This is a genomic window from Rasiella rasia (assembly GCF_011044175.1).
In the GTDB taxonomy this organism is placed as follows: Bacteria; Bacteroidota; Bacteroidia; order Flavobacteriales; family Flavobacteriaceae; genus Marinirhabdus; species Marinirhabdus rasia.
This window is the reverse complement of record NZ_CP049057.1, coordinates 2,981,268-2,998,972: the sequence shown is the minus strand read 5'-3', so window position 1 is coordinate 2,998,972 and position 17,705 is coordinate 2,981,268. Positions and strand designations below refer to the sequence as shown.

Below are 17,705 nucleotides of genomic sequence, written 5' to 3'. Positions count from 1 at the left end.
TTTATGAAAGAACTTATCGTTCGAACCATCTCCGGACTGCTGTATGCGGCCATCATCGTATTCTCGATGTACACCTCACACGAATGGTTCATGATACTCTTCCTTATTCTGGGTGGCATTACACTTTCAGAATTTTTACGCCTAGTACACCTTAAAAGTTATCTCGCATATGGCCTTCTTTTAGCCGCCCTCTATGTATTAAGTTATAACATTTTAGACTATAACGCAGTTCTTCTGTACCTTATACTAACCTGTTTTGTCAATTTATTTTTGCTAAAGGACGTATTGTGGACCAGCAAAATCCCAATGTTTGAAAAGAAGAAATACATCACGGTTATTTTTTATCTTATTAGTGGTTTTGTTTTCTTAACACTTATTCCATTCCAGCAAGACAGCTTTTTACCAGGGTTAATTATAGGTGTATTCTTTCTTGTTTGGAGTAACGATAGCGCAGCGTATTTGGTGGGTAAAAACTTCGGAAAGCATAAATTATTGGAACGTATATCTCCCAAAAAAACTGTTGAAGGATTTTTAGGAGGCATCGCTGGTGGTATTTTAGCAGCATTTATTATCTTTAAGTACACAGATGTGTTTCCATTATGGGTTTGGATTTGTTTAGCGCTTATCGCTTCCATATTTGGGACAGTAGGAGATTTAATTCAATCGAAATTTAAGCGACAAGCGGGTGTAAAAGACAGCGGAAATTTAATGCCCGGACATGGCGGAATTTACGATCGATTAGACAGCATTATATATGCGAGTCCATTTATTTACGCATTTTTATTAATAGTAGATTATGTTTCATAAAGAAGGCTATAAAATTATTTTAATCACATTTGCGATAGTCGCTGTTCTTAGCTTAGTTGCAAATCATTTTGTAGGCAATCAATACTACCGAGGAGGTATTATCCTCGTACTTATCGTATTTTTAATACTAATTCTTCAATTTTTTAGAAATCCGAAACGACATTTTTCTCTTAATGCAAATCAGGTACTATCGCCAGTAGATGGAAAAGTAGTGGTTATTGAAGAGGTTTTCGAAAAAGAATACTTTAAAGACAAGCGATTACAAGTTTCAGTATTTATGTCGCCAATAAACGTTCACGTAACCCGTTATCCTGTAGGTGGCCCAATAGTGTATAGCAAATACCACCCTGGTAAGTATTTAGTAGCTTGGCATCCTAAATCGAGTGAAGAAAACGAACGTACCACAGTTGTTGTTAAGTCTGAAAAATTTGGAGATGTCTTGCATAGACAAATTGCAGGAGCACTTGCCAAACGCATTGTAAATTATGCTAAGGAAGGTGATATTGCTGTTCAAGCAGACGATAGTGGTTTTATAAAGTTTGGATCTAGAGTAGATATTTACCTTCCCATTGGGACCAAAATTAATGTAGCACTAAATCAAAAAGTAAAAGGAGGCATTTCTGTCTTAGCCGAACAATAAATTAATGACTTCCGAAGCGCTAGATATCGCCTTTAATAAAGCTGTGCAAAGCATCAATGAGCATACAGAGCCATTTCCTGCAGATGTTTTACTGCGCCTCTATGCTTACTACAAAAGAGCTACAAATAGTGAAAATCGACCAAGCAGTGGTAAGCCGTTGATAAGTGCTTTTAAAACAAACGCGCTCTTTCAGAATAGAGATATGACAGAAGACCAAGCAAAGCAAGCCTACATAGATACTGTTAATCAGTATTTTTTATATCGAAAGTAAAATTCAAGATTTATTGCAACCCTTTTAAACTCGCCTTAATCGTTTCAATTTTGGCTAGTGCATCTGCTTCTTTACGCTTTTCAACAGCAACCACCTGCTCTGGAGCACCCGCAACAAAACGTTCATTGCTTAGTTTTTTCTGAACACTTTTCAAGAACCCTTCGGTATATGCTAGTTCTTCGGAAAGTTTAGCTATTTCTTCCTCTACGTTAATTGCACCTGCAATAGGAACAAAATATTCATTAGATTTTACTCTAAAGGTTAAAGCGCCTTCCACAGCTTCGGTAGTATAGCTAAGGGTAGCTATCTTTCCTAATTTAGAGATCACAGCGTCAAAATTAGTCGAAGCTTTTTCATTATTTATTACAGACAAGTCAATACTATCCTTGAATGAAATATTCTTTTGTTTTCGAATGGTTCGAATACCTGAAATTACTTCCGCAGCAAATTCAAATTCCTGTATAAAAGATTCATCAAAAGTTTCGGCTTTAGGCCATGTAGACACAATTAAAGCTTCTTCAGAAGTACGCTCTGTAATATGTTGCCAAATTTCTTCAGAAATAAAAGGCACAAAAGGATGCAAAACCTTTAAGTTTTCTTCAAGAATTGAAAGTACTTGCTTATATGTGGTAGCTGCGATTGGTTTTCCGTATTCAGGCTTTACCATTTCAAGCAACCACGAACAGAAATCGTCCCAAATAAGTTTATAAGTGGCCATTAGAGCGTCACTTATTCTGTATTTGCTATAATGATCTTCAATCTCTACCAATACTTTCTGAAACTTGTTTTGGTACCACTTTATAGCGATAGCAGCAGCTTCTGTATCTTTCTCAGTTTCTGAAACTTCCCAGCCGTCAATTAATCGATAGGCATTCCATATTTTATTTACAAAGCCACTCCCCTGCTTACATAAATCTTCGTCGAACATTAAATCGTTTCCTGCTGGTGAGCTTAGTAACATACCTACACGTACGCCATCTGCCCCGTATTGGTTCATAAGCTCAATAGGGTCTGGAGAATTCCCCAAACTTTTACTCATTTTTCTACGCTGTTTATCACGTACGATACCTGTGAGATATACATTTGTAAACGGTTTCTCCCCACGGTATTCGTACCCTGCAATAATCATTCTGGCTACCCAGAAAAATAAAATTTCTGGTGCCGTTACTAAATCGTTTGTAGGGTAGTAATAATTAATCTCTTCATTTTCGGGTTCAAGTATTCCGTTAAAAACGCTAATTGGCCACAACCAAGAAGAAAACCACGTGTCTAAGGCGTCAGGGTCTTGTTGTAAGTCTGATATGGTTAAACTATCATTCTGCGCTTTTTCCTTTGCCAACGGTAGTGCAGCTTCTATTGTTTCAGCAACAACAAAATCTTCTTTACCATCGCCATAGAAATATGCCGGAATTTGATGCCCCCACCACAATTGACGCGAGATGTTCCAATCGCGAACGTTCTCCATCCAGTGACGGTAGGTATTTACAAATTTTTCAGGCACAAGATTCACATCTTTTTCTAACACAGCGTCTAATGCTGGTTGCGCCAAGTCTTTCATACTCAAAAACCACTGGTCGCTTAATTTCGGCTCAATTACCGCACCCGTACGTTCGCTGGTACCAATTTTATTGTTGTGTTGTTCCGTTTTAGCAAGAACGCCCATTTCGGTAAGCTCGGCTACAATTTCTTTACGCGCAACAAAACGGTCTTTGCCTTCATAATGCATTCCGAAGCTATTTAACGTAGCGTCGTCATTAAAAATATCGATTACTTCCAGCTTATGCGTATCTCCTAATATTTTATCATTCTCATCGTGAGCAGGCGTTACTTTTAAGCAACCCGTACCAAACTCCATATCTACATAAGTATCTTCAATAATTGGAATGGCGCGATTACAAATAGGTACAATTGCCTTTTTACCTTTTAAATGCTTAAAACGATCGTCATTCGGATTGATACAAATGGCAGTATCGCCCAAAATTGTTTCTGGACGTGTTGTAGCTATTGTTAAATGGTCTGTAGAACCCTCAATTTTATAATTTAAATAATATAAATTTCCTTGCTTCTCTACATAGTTTACTTCTTCATCGCTCAGCGTAGTTTTTGCCTGTGGGTCCCAATTAACCATGCGGTATCCTCTGTATACCTTCCCCTTATTGTAGAGATCTACAAAAACCTTGATTACAGATTTAGACAGATCTTCATCCATCGTAAACTTTGTACGTTCCCAATCGCACGAGGCCCCAAGTTTTTTTAGTTGTTCTAAAATAATACCCCCGTGTTTATGGGTCCATTCCCAAGCATGTTCTAAAAACTCTTCTCGGGTAAGGTCATCTTTATCAATTCCTTCTGCTTTTAATTTTGCAACCACCTTTGCCTCTGTTGCAATAGATGCGTGGTCTGTTCCTGGTACCCAACACGCGTTAAAGCCTTTTAGACGCGCTCTACGAATAAGTACATCCTGTAAGGTATTATTAAGCATATGCCCCATATGCAGCACTCCTGTGACGTTTGGCGGCGGAATTACGATGGTATACGCTTCTTTTTCATTCACTTCTGAATGAAAATATCCCTGCTCCATCCAGTAGCTATACCATTTGTCTTCAACCGATTGCGCATCATATTTTGCTGCTAGTGCCATAGTTTGGTCTGATTTTTGAAATAAGGGTACAAAAGTAGGTATTATTGGCCTATTATAAAATCACAAAGTGAATAACTTAGTTTGCAGGAAATGTAACAAATGCCTACATTAGCCTGACCAAAATCTTAGAAATTATGAAAAATCTATTACTTATAGCAGTAGTACTTCTTGCGGGAGTTTCAATGAATGCGCAAGCAAAATTTAAATTTAAAACTGAAACAATTGACTACGGTAAAGTAGCTAAAGGAAGCGACGGAGTTCGTGTGTTTGAATTCACAAATGTTGGAGATCAACCACTTATTGTAAGTGACGTGAAATCTAGCTGTGGTTGTACAATTCCAAAAAAGCCAAAAGGAGCTGTAGCCCCTGGAGAAACTGGTCAAATTGAAGTAAAGTATGATACACAAAACAAGGTAGGTCCTATTAGAAAAACCGTTACGGTATATTCTAATGCAGACGAACCTGTTAAAGCGCTAAAAATTAAGGGTGAAGTTTTACCGGCAGGACAAAGCGTAATGCAATAAATTAGCATCCAACAAATTATAAAGCCGATTCTTACGAGTCGGCTTTTTTTATAGCACTTTTGTAAGTATAAATTTCTTCTTTAATGTAGCTCCATTTCGCTCAATAAGCAAATGAACCGTCTTCCCCGCTTTAGAGCTAAAAAAGGCCGTAAGCTCGTAAAGTTTTTGTTTGTAAACCGGTTTTCCGTTAATTTCAAGGATAGTATCGCCTTTTTCAACACCCGCTTTGGCTGCAGGAGAATCTGCCCGTAATTCTGCTACGACAATACGAGGTGTAAGAAAAAAATTGTAGCTAGCGTTAACAGGTAAAGAAACAGCAACATTATTATGATTGCTTTTATTTAAATTGAAGGAACCACTTCTATAATCTTGCACATCTTTCACGGTAACCGTACCATCGTGAGCTAAGACAATCCCAGCCATGTTGTAGTAAAAGGGTTTCTTAAAATTACTATTCTTTTTTAAGTACATTCTTTGGTTCTTATAATCAAAATACACCGTAAACCTTTTTAGTACTGCAGCGCCAAGACTCCCTTCCCTTTGTTTAAAAAACACAATGTTCTTAATTGCGTTTTCATCAGGAAATGACGTACTCACCTTTGTGAGGTCATAGACACCTATCTGAAGCGCATCAATTTTAGAACGCTTTCCGAAGATACTACCACTTAACCCGAGCCCTAAATAATCTTCAAAGTAATTTTTAGGCATTTCAGTAATATGGGCGTCTTCTCGAAAAATCCATAAGGCATCGCTGGAACCAGAATCTATAAGCAACAAGGCATTGCTTAGTCCTAGTTCTTCGGAAATTTTAACGTTTAAAAAGGGTTTATTTGCATAAAATGAAAGCTCAAATTCTTCACACTTTCTGCAAGGATTTTCTGATATGTGATCAGGATTGTAAAGTGTTAGCACATTCGAAACATAATCTATTTTAACAATAAAATTTTTAAAGAAATCATACCCCAAAATACCATGTACTGGCACCCCCATTCTAGGTGAAAAGTTAAGCGATTCGTCAAAAACCACATATAACGAATGACTTTTATCTACAGCTTTTCCCACTTGTAAGGTATTATGCATACTTCTTAGCGCTTCAACACTACCACCTTCACCTAAGCCTCTAATTTTTGTAGGCACAGCATTATTTAATTCTAATGAATCATTTTCAGCAACGCTAAACAACAACGATGTATTAACCCCTGTATCTAATAAAAAAGATAATTTAGTTCCGTTTAATTCTACTGGAACAATTACCAAATTGTTTACAAGCTCAAACTTTATGCGATTCTTTTTAACGTTTGTAGGTAACAAAAAACCGTCCTGAGCACTGCACCAAGACCCAAGCAAGAACATCACGCATAGAAGTACGTAGATACGCTGTTTTTTTAATTCATAAACCATCACTTCCAAGATAAAGAAAAAAAGCAGCAACACTCGTATCAATACGTGTATTTATGGAATATATTTCGCAACTTTGTTTTCTAATAACAATCTTATGCCAGCAGTGTCTTCAAAGGGTGCACGAATGCCCGAATCGCCAATAAGAAAATTGGTTCCTTTTGCCGAAATGGCCTATAAACAGAAAAAAACAGTTTACCACCTCAACATAGGGCAACCCGATATTAAAAGTCCGAAAATTGCAATGGACGCTGTTGCACATCACTCCCTAGAAATTTTGGCGTATACGCGATCTGAGGGATCTGAGCCTTATCGAGAAAAAATTGCCGATTACTACAAACGGAATAATATCATGGTAGCCGCAAAAGATATTGTGGTTACTACTGGGGGTAGCGAGGCGCTCTTATTTGCCATGGGCACCATTGCAGATCAAGGCGATGAAATTATTATACCCGAACCTTTTTATGCCAATTATAACGGTTTCGCTACAGCGAGTGGAGTAACAATTGTTCCTGTAATTTCAAAAATTGAAAATAACTTTGCATTACCTCCTATTTCAGAATTTGAAAAACTAATAACACCAAAAACAAAGGCGATATTAATTTGCAATCCAGGGAATCCTACAGGATATCTTTATTCAAGAGAAGAGTTAGAAACCTTGGCAGCAATTGTAAAAAAGCACGATCTATTTTTGATAGCCGATGAAGTGTACCGAGAATTTACTTACGACGGCCTAAAACATGTTTCAATTCTTGAACTTGAGGGCATGGCAGAAAACGGAATTATTATAGATTCTGTTTCTAAGCGATACAGCATGTGCGGAGCACGTATTGGTTGTTTTGTGTCTAAAAACGCTACCGTGATACAAACAGCTCTAAAATTTGCTCAGGCAAGGCTTAGTCCGCCCACATTTGCTCAAATTGCGAGTGAAGCTGCCTTAAATACGCCTCAAAGCTATTTCGACAATGTTATTGAAGAATACAAAGAAAGGCGCGACACGTTGGTAAAACTTTTGGAAGAAATTCCAGGAGTACAAGTAGGCCATCCAAAAGGAGCATTCTATTGCATTGCTCAATTACCTATAAAAGATAGTGACGCTTTTGCGCAATGGCTTTTAGAAGTGTTTGATGTAGATGGCGAAACAATTATGGTAGCTCCGGCTGCTGGATTTTATTCTAGCGAAGGCGTTGGTAAAAACCAAATTAGAATTGCCTATGTGCTGGAAAAAGACAGCTTAATTAAAGCGGTAAACATTTTAAAAGCAGCGCTGTTAGAGTATCAAGAATAATGACTATTCAACACAATAAATCTCTTAAAAATTACAACACTTTTGGTATTGATGTGCCCGCAGAGCGCTTTGTGGCTGTCACAACTCTGCCAGAGCTAAAGGAGGTCCTTTCTGCACACAAAAATGAACCAATTTTTATGCTTGGTGGTGGGAGTAATATGCTACTCACTCGGGCAGTAACAGATTTGGTAATTCACTTAAATCTAAAAGGAATTTCTGTTGTTTCTGAAACCGAAGACACCATTCAAATTTGTGCTATGGCCGGAGAAAACTGGCATGAATTTGTGCAATATTGCATTAAAAACAATTATGGTGGTTTAGAAAACATGTCACTTATTCCGGGGAATGTAGGCACTGCTCCCATTCAGAATATAGGAGCCTATGGTGTTGAGTTAAAAGACACTTTTGTTAGCTGTACTGCTATTCATATAGCGTCACTTTCAGAAAAAACATTTAGTAAAGAAGATTGCAATTTTGGGTATAGAAACTCAATTTTTAAAAATGAAGAAAAAGGAAATTACAGCATTACAAGCGTGACGTTTCAACTTACTAAGAAAAATCATACGTTGCATACCAACTATGGTGCAATTAGAGAACAGTTGAAATCTCAAAATATTGAGAAACCAACAATTAGCGCTATTTCCGAAGCAGTTATTGCCATACGTCAATCTAAGTTACCAGATCCAGCTATTTTAGGTAATAGTGGTAGTTTCTTTAAGAATCCTGTTATTGACACAGAACAATTTCAGACATTTCGTTTGCAACACCCTGGCGCTCCTTTTTATGAAGTTTCTCCCACGAAGTTTAAAATTCCTGCCGGATGGCTTATAGAACAAGCTGGTTTTAAAGGCAAAAGGTATGGCGACGCTGGAGTACACAAAAACCAAGCTTTGGTTTTGGTAAACTACGGAAATGCAACTGGAACCGAAATTTGGGAGCTTGCGTTAAAAATTCAAGAAAAGGTGCAGCGGCAATTCGGTATTTTTATAGAACCCGAAGTAAACGTCTTCTAATTATTTTAGCAAGCCATCTACAATGTGCAATATTCCATTAGTACCTTTAATATCGGTCTTTCCTAAGGTAACTGTACTACTCTTGTTGGCATTGGTAACAACCATAAGGTCGTTTTTCATTGACACCGTTAGTTTTTTATCGTGAATAGTAGTGAGCACATACTTGCCGTTCTTCTTTATTTCCTGGGCTAAATCTGCAGAAGAAAAAGAACCTTTTACAATATGATTGCTTAGTAACGCCACCAACTCTGCTCTTCTACTCGGGTCGGTTAGTACGTTCTGGCCAGGCTCTAATACTTTAAAAGCATCATTATCTGCCGCAAAAATCGTGTAGTTAGTTTCAAGATCTTCAAGTTCTCCAATTAATTCTGCTGTTACCAACGCCCGAGTAAACTCTTTAGACTCCTTGGTTTTCATCAATTTTCGTTGCACGCCGTTTGCAGCCCTTCTCTGTTCTTGGGTTAATGGTTTTACCTTCTTTTCAGGCTTTTTTTCTGAAACTTTTACATTTTCTGTAGTTGAAACTTCTGCTCCATCGTTGCTTTTGGTATCATTTTTACAAGAAACTAATAATAATGCACCAAGTATTGCAGCTGTAAAAAATCTAGTAGTGTTCATGATTTTGCTTCTAATTTGGAGGCTAAAAATACTGAAAATTTTAAGGCATCAATAATAAAGATTGTATTTTTGTAGCTCAAAAGAAAGCAAATGAAAATCTTACTCATTACAATTGTACTTTTATTAGTAGCAGTAGCAGGAATTGCCATAAAACTTTGGGCTAAAAAAGATGGTGAATTTGCAGGTACCTGCGCGAGTCAGAACCCGTTCTTAAACAAAGATGGTGAAGCTTGTGGTTTTTGTGGTAAAACACCAGACCAGTTCGATACGTGCCAGGAAGAAACTCATTCATAATTTAATTTGGTAAAGCGCGCCTATGGTATTACTCTACGTATTGGCTGCTGTTGTACTTATTAATTGTGGCTATTATATTTTATTCTCGAAGTTTTCTTTTCTGAAACCCCCTACCGTTTCTACTTACAAAACCTACCCAGTTTCTATTATTATTTGTGCTAAAAACGAAGCTGAAAATTTAGCAAAAAACATCCCCTCCATCTTAGCACAGGCATATCCAAATTTTGAAGTCATTTTAATTAACGACTCTTCCTCAGATAACACCTTAGATGTCATGGAAGATTTCGCCAACGAAGACAACCGAGTAAAAATTGTGAACGTTGAAAACAATGAAGCTTTTTGGGGAAACAAAAAATATGCCCTTACCCTTGGTATAAAAAAGGCAGTTAATAAGCGAATGCTATTTACCGATGCCGATTGTAAGCCTGCCTCGCCCAACTGGCTTGCCGAAATGACGAAAAACCTAGACCAAACAAAACAATTAGTTCTTGGTTATGGAGCTTATGTGAAGGAAAAAGGCTTTTTAAACGCATTAATACGTTTTGAAACTCTCATGACAGCGCTCCAGTATTTTTCTTACGCGAAAGCGGGCACACCCTACATGGGAGTTGGAAGAAATCTCGCGTACACCAGCAAACTGTACTACGACAATAACGGTTTTATAAGTCATATTCAGCTACCTTCTGGCGATGACGATTTATTTGTAAATGAGGTTGCTACCTCTGCAAATACCGTATTGTGCTTTTCCGAAGAGAGTTTTACGATTTCTAAGCCCAAAACAACATTTAAGGCTTGGCTACTTCAAAAAAGAAGGCATGTCACAACGGCCAAACTGTATAAACCAAAGCATAAATTTCTCTTAAGCACGTATTATGTCGCCAACCTACTCTTTTGGCTATTAACGCCTGTTTGTCTCTTACTAAGTAATTGGAAAATTGTTTTAGCTGTAGTTTTAGTACGGCTGCTATGTCAATATATTGTAGTAGGAAAAGCAGCTCAAAATCTGAAAGAGCGTAATCTAATACCATTTCTTCCTTTTTTAGAATTGTTTTTGGTATGCTTCCAATTGAGTATCTTTATTTTTAATAGTAGTGCAAAACCCACCCGTTGGAAATAACCAAGGAACTTATAATAGCGTATGTTGAAAAAGCCAAGAAAGGAAAGCAAGGGGCTTTCAGCTTTCTATTACACCAATACTGGAATGAAGTTTACGGCTTTCAATTAAAACGTGTTCGAAATGAATACGAAGCAGAAGACATAACCATAGAAACATTCTCTAAGGCATTTGATAAAATCGATACCTTCGATTCTAAATATACGTTTAGCACTTGGCTTATCACAATATCTAAAAACATACAGATTGATAAGTACAGGAAAAAAAGCACCTCAGTAATAGCTAACACCACAGATACAAGCGATGAGCGAATAAAAAAAATTGTGGATGACAGCCCTACACCCGAAGACATACTTATCTCTGAACAAAATTTAGCCGAGTTATTGCGCTTTATAAAGAAACTGAAACCACATTATCAAGACGTCATTAATTTGCGCTACTTTCAAGAAATGAGTTACAACGAGATTTCTGAAAACTTAGGAGAACCGCTAAACAATGTAAAAGTTCGTTTACTGCGCGCAAGAAAACTCCTTGCCGAAATTATAAACAAAAACAACACCATTTGATTGCAAAATTACGAAAGCTCGGGCCTGGATGTCTTTTTGCTGGTGCTGCCATAGGCGTATCACACTTAGTTCAATCTACACGAGCAGGGGCCGATTTTGGTTTTGGACTTTTATGGGCCTTGCTACTCATTAACGCCGTAAAGTATCCTTTTTTCGAATATGGTTCTAGGTATGCTACGGCTACAGGCAAAAGTCTCCTTCATGGGTATAAAAAATTAGGCAAAGGGGTCTTAATAGCCTATTTCATCTTAACCTTTGCCACAATGTTTACCATTCAAACTGCGGTTACCATTGTAACCGCAGGTATTGCAAGCTCACTATTTGGAGGTAGTATTGTATTATGGACTGCCATTATTACTGGGATTTGCTTAAGTATTTTGGTTATCGGAAAATATAAGGTATTAGACAGTCTCATGAAAGTGATTGTAATATGCCTCACCATAAGCACACTTATTGCCGTTATTTTAGCCACTGGGTCTGTAGAAACTGTAGATTTTTCGCAGACATTCCCCACCGAAGCAGCCGCGGTTGGTTTTTTAATTGCGTTTATGGGTTGGATGCCAGCTCCACTCGATATTTCGGTATGGCATAGCGTATGGACTGTAGAAAAGATAAAACTAGACCCATCGATAGACGCAAAACAATCGCGTTTCGATTTCAATGTTGGTTACGTGGTGACCACGCTCTTAGCTATTTGCTTTTTAGCCTTGGGAGCTCTTGTGATGTTTGGCAGTGGCGAAAGCTTCTCTAGCGCAGGCGGTGCGTTTGCCAATCAGCTTATTGCACTATACACCAACGGACTAGGAGAAAATACCAAGCTTATTATTGGTATTGCTGCTTTAACTACAATGTTTAGCACCTCCCTTACCACATTAGACGGTTCTCCACGAGTGATGCATCTTTCTTCGGAAATTTTAACTGGCAAGACCTATACGAAAGGATATATAATGTGGCTATTAGTTTTAGCATTTGGAACCTTATTGATTTTCTTCTTTTTCCTATCTGAAATGGGACTACTTGTAAAAATTGCAACTGTACTTTCGTTTCTTACAGCTCCATTTTACGCCATTATAAACTATGCACTTCTCAATGGAAAGCATACCCCTGAAAACGCACGCCCCTCTCATCGAATGCGTTTATTTAGCCTTTTAGGTATCACAGTTCTTTTTGGTTTTAGCGCATGGTATATTAGCACCTTATTTTAGAAATTTTATGGTTTGTTGTATGTACGCAATTGAAAATGTTGCACATCGATAGCCAAATTCTGAAGGGAAAAAATGGTATCTTTGTAGCATCTTATGAGCACAGAATCTCTTACACCCACAAGACCTGCACCTAAGCCAAAATGGCTGCGGGTAAAGTTGCCTACTGGAAAAAAGTATACAGAATTACGGGGTCTAGTAGACAAATACGATTTACATACTATTTGCACCTCGGGAAGTTGCCCTAACATGGGTGAATGCTGGACAGAAGGAACTGCGACGTTTATGATATTGGGTAATATTTGCACACGTTCATGCGGATTTTGCGGAGTGAAAACTGGACGGCCAGAAACGGTAGATTGGGACGAACCTGAAAAAGTAGCACGATCTATTAAATTAATGAATATAAAGCACGCAGTTGTAACGTCTGTAGATCGAGACGATTTAAAAGATATGGGCTCAATAATGTGGGCTGAAACCGTAAAGGCGATTCGCAGAATGAATCCAGAGACTACACTAGAAACACTCATCCCAGATTTTCAGGGTGAAACCAAACATATAGACCGTATTATTGCAGTTGCACCAGAAGTAGTCTCACATAATATGGAAACCGTAAAGCGACTGACTCGTGAAGTACGCATTCAGGCAAAGTACGAACGAAGCTTAGAAGTGTTACGATACCTTAAAGAGCAAGGCATAACTAGAACCAAAAGTGGTATCATGCTAGGCCTTGGAGAAAAAGAAGAAGAAGTGCTGCAAACCATGCAAGATTTAAGAAACGTAGGGCTAGATATTGTAACCATTGGTCAATACCTTCAACCTTCTAAAAAACACTTGCCTGTAAAAGAATTCATCACCCCAGAGCAGTTTAAAAAATATGAAGAAATTGGTCTAGAAATGGGCTTTCGTCATGTTGAGAGTGGTGCATTGGTTCGATCTTCATATAAGGCTCAAAAGCATCTAACTTAATTTCTACCAATTCTATAATGGCAACAAAAATTAAAGTCGGAATTAACGGGTTTGGACGCATTGGCAGAACCTTGTTTCGTAGTTTGTTGCATCATCCAGATATTGAAGTTGTAGCAGTAAACGACATTGCAAACACAAAGACTCTAGCACATTTATTAAAATACGATAGTATTCACGGTGTGTTAAAAGAAAATATTGAAACCAAAGAGGATGAAATTTTAGTTGGCAATCATCGGGTCCGATTTTCTTCGGAAAGTGAAATTTTCAATATTCAATGGGATGTGGTAGATATTGTAGTAGAATGTACCGGAAAATTCAAGCTTCGTAGTGAGTTAACACATCATATTACCAACGGGGCTAAAAAAGTAATTTTATCGGTACCCCCTATAGATGACGATATTAAAACAGTGGTACTCGGAGTTAATGACGCAACGATTTCCGAAGAAGACACCATTATTTCAAACGCTTCTTGCACCACCAATAATGCTGGCCCCATGCTAAAAATTATTGATGAATTATGTGGTATTAAGCAAGCCTACATTACAACAGTGCACAGCTACACTACAGACCAAAGCTTACACGACCAACCCCATCGGGATCTTCGTCGAGCTCGAGCAGCAGGGCAATCTATTGTACCAACTACTACAGGAGCTGCAAAGGCCCTCACTAAAGTTTTCCCTCATTTATCTGACGTTATTGGAGGCTGTGGTATTCGTGTTCCCGTGCCAAATGGGTCTTTATGCGACATAACCTTTAATGTAGCTACCGAGGTGAGTATTGAGCAAGTAAATGATGTATTTAAAAAAGCATCTGAAAATGAATTTAGTGGAATTTTAGAATATACAGAAGACCCAATAGTCTCTATAGATATTATAGGAAATACGCACTCGTGCATCTTTGACGCTGGTATGACCTCTGTAATTGGGACAATGATAAAGATTATTGGGTGGTACGATAACGAAACGGGGTATTCGTCAAGAATCGTTGATTTAATCCTACAAATCTCGAGGAAATAACTATATTTATCGCCAAAGTACACCTACTTAATGCGAAGCTTGCTAAGAAAATATAAAAGACAGCTGCTGAATCTCAGTTGTTTTTTACTGACCATGGTTGTTTTTTCTCAAAACACCAGGACAGACTCTATTGCAGCAATTAAAAATCTGCAAACTGAGGCTGCGCAAGCCATTTCTGTTCAAAATTTCGACGAAGCCATTGTAAAATTAATTGAAGCCGAAAAGCGTATTCAAAATGGCGATTATGAAAGTTTAAAAGCCGATTCTAGATTAAATTTAGCTGAACTCAATTATTTCTTACAAAATTATAAAAAGGCAAAGTCGGAAATTGAGATCACCCTAACCTATCTCGACCAAGAACAGACCACGGCAAGATTAGCTCATACGTATACACTTCATGGCCTGATATTAACCAGACTCGAAGAATTTGACAAGGCTGAAGAGTATCTCCAAAAAGCCGACAAAATATATGCTGCTCAAAACAATGAAACCAATCAGGCCAATGTAATTTCAGGTTTCGGAGTACTTGAACTACAACGAGGAAATTATAAAAAAGCCATTAATTACTTTAATGCTTGTCTTCCTACATTTAGAATAGGAGATATGAAATTTCAAGAGGCATCTACAGAATTGAATAAAGCCGATGCACTGCTTAAAGTTTCAGAAAGAGATATAGAAAATCCATTTCATAAAGCAAAAATAGCCTTAGATAATGCCAATAATATTATTGAGGCCAGAGGGTATTCTCAACTACTCACAGAAAGTTATAGAATCACATCTCAAATTGCAATTAAAGAGGGTAATGCTGACGAAGCGTTACTTTATTACAACAAGTACACAAAAATTAATGACTCAATCCATAGGGTATATACTGCGGCAATTTCTAAAGGATTAGACGCAGAAACTAGCATTGGAGATCTTACACAAATTATTGAAAACAAACAGTCTGAAATAGACGAACAAAAAAGAACACTAAATCTAAATAAAATGACAACCGGGCTAAGTATAGCCCTTATCATTATCTTATCACTACTCACCCTATCTTTATACAAAAATAATAACCTACGTGCCAAAGCAAACAATCTGTTGCAAGATAAAAATGTAGAAATGCAGAGCGCTAAAGAAAAGGCTGAAAAAGCTTCTTTGGCGAAAGCCCAATTTTTGTCGACTATTACACACGAACTACGTACACCTTTATACGCAGTAACCGGGCTCACACATTTATTGCTTGAAGAAGACCCCAAAGACGAACAAAAAGAGCATCTTAATTCACTTAAATTTTCGGGTGAATACTTACTTTCTCTTATCAACAATATTCTTGATTTAAATAAGCTTGAGGCCAATAAGGTAGAAATGGAAAAAACCACGTTCTCTCTTAAAAAGCGTATTAACGATGTGATGGTTGCCTTAAAAAAATCTGCAGATGACAGAAAAAACCACCTCCGACTAGAATTTGACGATGCAATACCAAATAAATTGGTAGGAGACCCACTAAAGCTCTCGCAGGTATTAATTAATCTTATTGGAAATTCGGTTAAGTTTACGCAGAACGGAGAGGTTGTGATACGTGTTTCAAAACTCGATCAAAGCTCAAATAAAGTGAAACTACATTTTGAGATAGAGGATAATGGAGTGGGTATTTCCAAAAAGAAGCAGAAAAGTATTTTTGAAACTTTTTCTCAAGCTTCGCTTCAGATTAACAGAAAGTTTGGTGGTACCGGTCTTGGACTATCTATTGTAAAGAATTTATTAGAATTAATGGGAAGTAAAATTCATTTAGAAAGCGAACTAGGTAAAGGTTCTAAGTTTTGGTTTAATGTTAATTTTAGTATTTCCGAAGAATTCCAAGAAGACAACAACCCAAATAATATAATTTACGACGTAGATTATATTGCATTAGAGAACAGAAACGTATTGGTGGTTGAAGACAATAAAATCAACCAAATGATTACGAAGAAAATCTTGGAGAAAAACAAGATGATTTGTGATGTGGCAGACAATGGAATGGATGCCGTAAAGATGGTAGAAAAGCAGACGTTCGATATTATTTTAATGGATATTCACATGCCAGGTATTAGTGGGATTGAAGCCACTCAAAAGATACGAGAGTTTAACAAAGACATTCCAATTATTGCCTTAACCGCTGTAACTATAGACGAAAATCTTGACGATTTTTACCGTGCAGGTTTTAATGAAATTATCCCAAAACCATTTAAAACAGAAGAGTTCTTCGAGAAAATCTACCGAACCTTGGAAGGTAAAAAAATGCCCGCTCCTCGTTAGCCTAATCGTTTTTTATCGATTGACTTAATAATGAAGTCTTCAAAAAATTCTGCTTGCTCTTTCAAAATCACGGTGGTTATAGGCACATAGTACATGGCATATTTTTCAACCCTATGCTGCAAGCGCATAAAATCTTTTTCTGTGGTAAGAATTAATTCCTTTTGCCTTAATGCAGCTATTTCAGCATCAGAAAAATTATGATGATCTGGAAACTTTTCGTGTGTAAACGTATATCCCTGCTCCGTTAAATAAGTTACTAATGGTGACGGATCTGCAATACCTGTAACCAATGTAAATGGTTTGTCTTTTAGATATAGTAGCGGTTGCGATTCTTTTGCACCATGCATGGTTTCTGCATAATTAATTCCAGAAAAATATAATTTTTGATGGTTGTAGATAGGCATTCTCAATTCTATCTCTTGTAATTTAGCGTACGCCACACTTGGCGGACATTTGGTCACTACCAAACATTGCGTACGTTTAGAACCACGACGTGGTTCGCGCAAATTGCCAGTTGGAAGCATCCAATCGTCCATAAACAAATCGTGAAAAGGAGTAAGTAGTATATTGACCGCTGCTTTTACTTTTCTATGCTGAAAAGCATCATCTAACAAAATAACATCGGCCTTTTCTTGTAAATGTTCTATTCCTGTGCGTCTATCTGCACATACAGCCACAGTAACATCGGGAAATTTAGTTTTAAATTGCAAGGGTTCATCCCCTACTTCGCGCGCGTTGTGCAATTCTGTCACTTCAATAAAACCGTTGGTTGCTCTTTTGTATCCACGGCTTAATACGGCAATACGGTAGTCTTCTTTAAGAAATGAAATTAAATATTCTATCATGGGCGACTTTCCAGTGCCACCAACAGAAAGGTTACCTACACAAACAATTGGTACTTTATACTCGGTACTTTTTAAGATGCCCTTGTTGTACAAAAAATTACGAATACCAGTAATCCAGCCATAGAGCACAGCAAAAGGAAACAAAAGCTTTCTAACTAAATTCATACTTTTAAAATGTAAAGATAAGTTTACCAAAGCAAATACACCGAAAAATGA

Annotated in this window: 17 protein-coding genes; 13 read left to right on the top strand and 4 right to left on the bottom strand. The window is 37.5% G+C overall.

Annotation, left to right across the window (positions count from 1 at the left end; translation table 11 throughout):
• The first annotated feature begins 3 nt into the window (after positions 1 to 3).
• From G5B37_RS13280 to G5B37_RS13270, 3 genes are read left to right on the top strand one after another with little or no spacing between them, the layout of a single operon-like run.
• Complete coding sequence (locus tag G5B37_RS13280) at positions 4 to 807, top strand: phosphatidate cytidylyltransferase (protein ID WP_164680510.1); 804 nt, start codon at positions 4 to 6, stop codon at positions 805 to 807.
• On the top strand, positions 797 to 1,447 hold the full coding sequence (locus G5B37_RS13275) for a phosphatidylserine decarboxylase family protein (RefSeq protein WP_164680509.1): 651 nt from the start codon (positions 797 to 799) through the stop codon (positions 1,445 to 1,447). The genes G5B37_RS13280 and G5B37_RS13275 overlap by 11 nt, the downstream gene beginning before the upstream one ends.
• Positions 1,448 to 1,451: 4 nt before the next feature.
• Positions 1,452 to 1,718, top strand: a complete 267-nt coding sequence (locus G5B37_RS13270) for an acyl-CoA-binding protein (RefSeq protein WP_164680508.1) — start codon at positions 1,452 to 1,454, stop codon at positions 1,716 to 1,718.
• Between the two features lie 10 nt (positions 1,719 to 1,728).
• Here the strand turns inward: G5B37_RS13270 and G5B37_RS13265 are convergent, their stop codons facing one another.
• Positions 1,729 to 4,359 carry a valine--tRNA ligase gene (locus G5B37_RS13265; RefSeq protein ID WP_164680507.1) on the bottom strand — a complete coding sequence of 877 codons (2,631 nt, stop codon included), beginning with the start codon at positions 4,357 to 4,359 and terminating at the stop codon, positions 1,729 to 1,731.
• Between the two features lie 134 nt (positions 4,360 to 4,493).
• On the opposite strand from G5B37_RS13265, the gene G5B37_RS13260 reads away from it, so the two are divergent.
• A complete protein-coding gene (locus tag G5B37_RS13260; RefSeq protein ID WP_164680506.1) occupies positions 4,494 to 4,883 on the top strand; it encodes a DUF1573 domain-containing protein in 390 nt (129 codons plus the stop codon).
• 48 nt (positions 4,884 to 4,931) lie between these two features.
• Here the strand turns inward: G5B37_RS13260 and G5B37_RS13255 are convergent, their stop codons facing one another.
• On the bottom strand, positions 4,932 to 6,317 hold the full coding sequence (locus tag G5B37_RS13255) for an aspartyl protease family protein (protein ID WP_263649870.1): 1,386 nt from the start codon (positions 6,315 to 6,317) through the stop codon (positions 4,932 to 4,934).
• A gap of 61 nt (positions 6,318 to 6,378) precedes the next feature.
• Between G5B37_RS13255 and G5B37_RS13250 the strand changes: the two genes are divergently transcribed.
• A complete protein-coding gene (locus tag G5B37_RS13250) occupies positions 6,379 to 7,569 on the top strand; it encodes a pyridoxal phosphate-dependent aminotransferase (protein WP_164680504.1) in 1,191 nt (396 codons plus the stop codon).
• A complete protein-coding gene (gene murB / locus G5B37_RS13245; protein WP_164680503.1) occupies positions 7,569 to 8,582 on the top strand; it encodes a UDP-N-acetylmuramate dehydrogenase in 1,014 nt (337 codons plus the stop codon). Before G5B37_RS13250 ends, murB begins: the two co-directional genes overlap by 1 nt.
• On the opposite strand, the gene G5B37_RS13240 is transcribed toward murB, so the two are convergent.
• Positions 8,583 to 9,200 (bottom strand): fasciclin domain-containing protein, encoded by a 618-nt coding sequence (locus G5B37_RS13240; RefSeq protein ID WP_164680502.1) that lies wholly within the window; start codon positions 9,198 to 9,200, stop codon positions 8,583 to 8,585.
• Between the two features lie 90 nt (positions 9,201 to 9,290).
• Between G5B37_RS13240 and G5B37_RS13235 the strand changes: the two genes are divergently transcribed.
• The 7 genes from G5B37_RS13235 to G5B37_RS13205 all read left to right on the top strand — a co-directional run bounded on the left by G5B37_RS13235 (position 9,291) and on the right by G5B37_RS13205 (position 16,644).
• Complete coding sequence (locus G5B37_RS13235; RefSeq protein WP_164680501.1) at positions 9,291 to 9,494, top strand: membrane or secreted protein; 204 nt, start codon at positions 9,291 to 9,293, stop codon at positions 9,492 to 9,494.
• Between the two features lie 22 nt (positions 9,495 to 9,516).
• Positions 9,517 to 10,611, top strand: coding sequence for a glycosyltransferase (locus tag G5B37_RS13230; RefSeq protein ID WP_164680500.1), 1,095 nt, complete (start codon positions 9,517 to 9,519; stop codon positions 10,609 to 10,611).
• Positions 10,602 to 11,174 (top strand): RNA polymerase sigma factor, encoded by a 573-nt coding sequence (locus G5B37_RS13225; protein WP_164680499.1) that lies wholly within the window; start codon positions 10,602 to 10,604, stop codon positions 11,172 to 11,174. The genes G5B37_RS13230 and G5B37_RS13225 overlap by 10 nt, the downstream gene beginning before the upstream one ends.
• Complete coding sequence (locus G5B37_RS13220; RefSeq protein WP_164680498.1) at positions 11,171 to 12,379, top strand: Nramp family divalent metal transporter; 1,209 nt, start codon at positions 11,171 to 11,173, stop codon at positions 12,377 to 12,379. The genes G5B37_RS13225 and G5B37_RS13220 overlap by 4 nt, the downstream gene beginning before the upstream one ends.
• 93 nt (positions 12,380 to 12,472) lie before the next feature.
• The gene (gene lipA, locus G5B37_RS13215) at positions 12,473 to 13,345 is read left to right on the top strand and encodes a lipoyl synthase (protein ID WP_164680497.1); all 873 of its coding nucleotides are present in this window, start codon (positions 12,473 to 12,475) and stop codon (positions 13,343 to 13,345) included.
• A 17-nt stretch (positions 13,346 to 13,362) separates the two neighbouring features.
• Entirely contained in the window at positions 13,363 to 14,361 is a 999-nt protein-coding gene (gene gap / locus G5B37_RS13210; protein WP_164680496.1) for a type I glyceraldehyde-3-phosphate dehydrogenase, read from the top strand.
• A 93-nt stretch (positions 14,362 to 14,454) separates the two neighbouring features.
• Positions 14,455 to 16,644, top strand: coding sequence for a response regulator (locus G5B37_RS13205; protein WP_164680495.1), 2,190 nt, complete (start codon positions 14,455 to 14,457; stop codon positions 16,642 to 16,644).
• Here G5B37_RS13205 and lpxK read toward each other — a convergent pair.
• A complete protein-coding gene (lpxK, locus tag G5B37_RS13200) occupies positions 16,641 to 17,654 on the bottom strand; it encodes a tetraacyldisaccharide 4'-kinase (protein ID WP_164680494.1) in 1,014 nt (337 codons plus the stop codon). The two genes, G5B37_RS13205 and lpxK, sit on opposite strands and share 4 nt — an antisense overlap.
• Positions 17,655 to 17,705 lie beyond the last annotated feature (51 nt).

Coding starts and splice junctions, on each gene's coding strand:
- G5B37_RS13280 (WP_164680510.1), top strand. CDS start 4: ATGAAAGAACTTATCGTTCGAACCATCTCCGGACTGCTGTATGCGGCC.
- G5B37_RS13275 (WP_164680509.1), top strand. CDS start 797: ATGTTTCATAAAGAAGGCTATAAAATTATTTTAATCACATTTGCGATA.
- G5B37_RS13270 (WP_164680508.1), top strand. CDS start 1,452: ATGACTTCCGAAGCGCTAGATATCGCCTTTAATAAAGCTGTGCAAAGC.
- G5B37_RS13265 (WP_164680507.1), bottom strand. CDS start 4,359: ATGGCACTAGCAGCAAAATATGATGCGCAATCGGTTGAAGACAAATGG.
- G5B37_RS13260 (WP_164680506.1), top strand. CDS start 4,494: ATGAAAAATCTATTACTTATAGCAGTAGTACTTCTTGCGGGAGTTTCA.
- G5B37_RS13250 (WP_164680504.1), top strand. CDS start 6,379: ATGCCAGCAGTGTCTTCAAAGGGTGCACGAATGCCCGAATCGCCAATA.
- murB (WP_164680503.1), top strand. CDS start 7,569: ATGACTATTCAACACAATAAATCTCTTAAAAATTACAACACTTTTGGT.
- G5B37_RS13240 (WP_164680502.1), bottom strand. CDS start 9,200: ATGAACACTACTAGATTTTTTACAGCTGCAATACTTGGTGCATTATTA.
- G5B37_RS13235 (WP_164680501.1), top strand. CDS start 9,291: ATGAAAATCTTACTCATTACAATTGTACTTTTATTAGTAGCAGTAGCA.
- G5B37_RS13230 (WP_164680500.1), top strand. CDS start 9,517: ATGGTATTACTCTACGTATTGGCTGCTGTTGTACTTATTAATTGTGGC.
- lipA (WP_164680497.1), top strand. CDS start 12,473: ATGAGCACAGAATCTCTTACACCCACAAGACCTGCACCTAAGCCAAAA.
- gap (WP_164680496.1), top strand. CDS start 13,363: ATGGCAACAAAAATTAAAGTCGGAATTAACGGGTTTGGACGCATTGGC.
- G5B37_RS13205 (WP_164680495.1), top strand. CDS start 14,455: ATGGTTGTTTTTTCTCAAAACACCAGGACAGACTCTATTGCAGCAATT.
- lpxK (WP_164680494.1), bottom strand. CDS start 17,654: ATGAATTTAGTTAGAAAGCTTTTGTTTCCTTTTGCTGTGCTCTATGGC.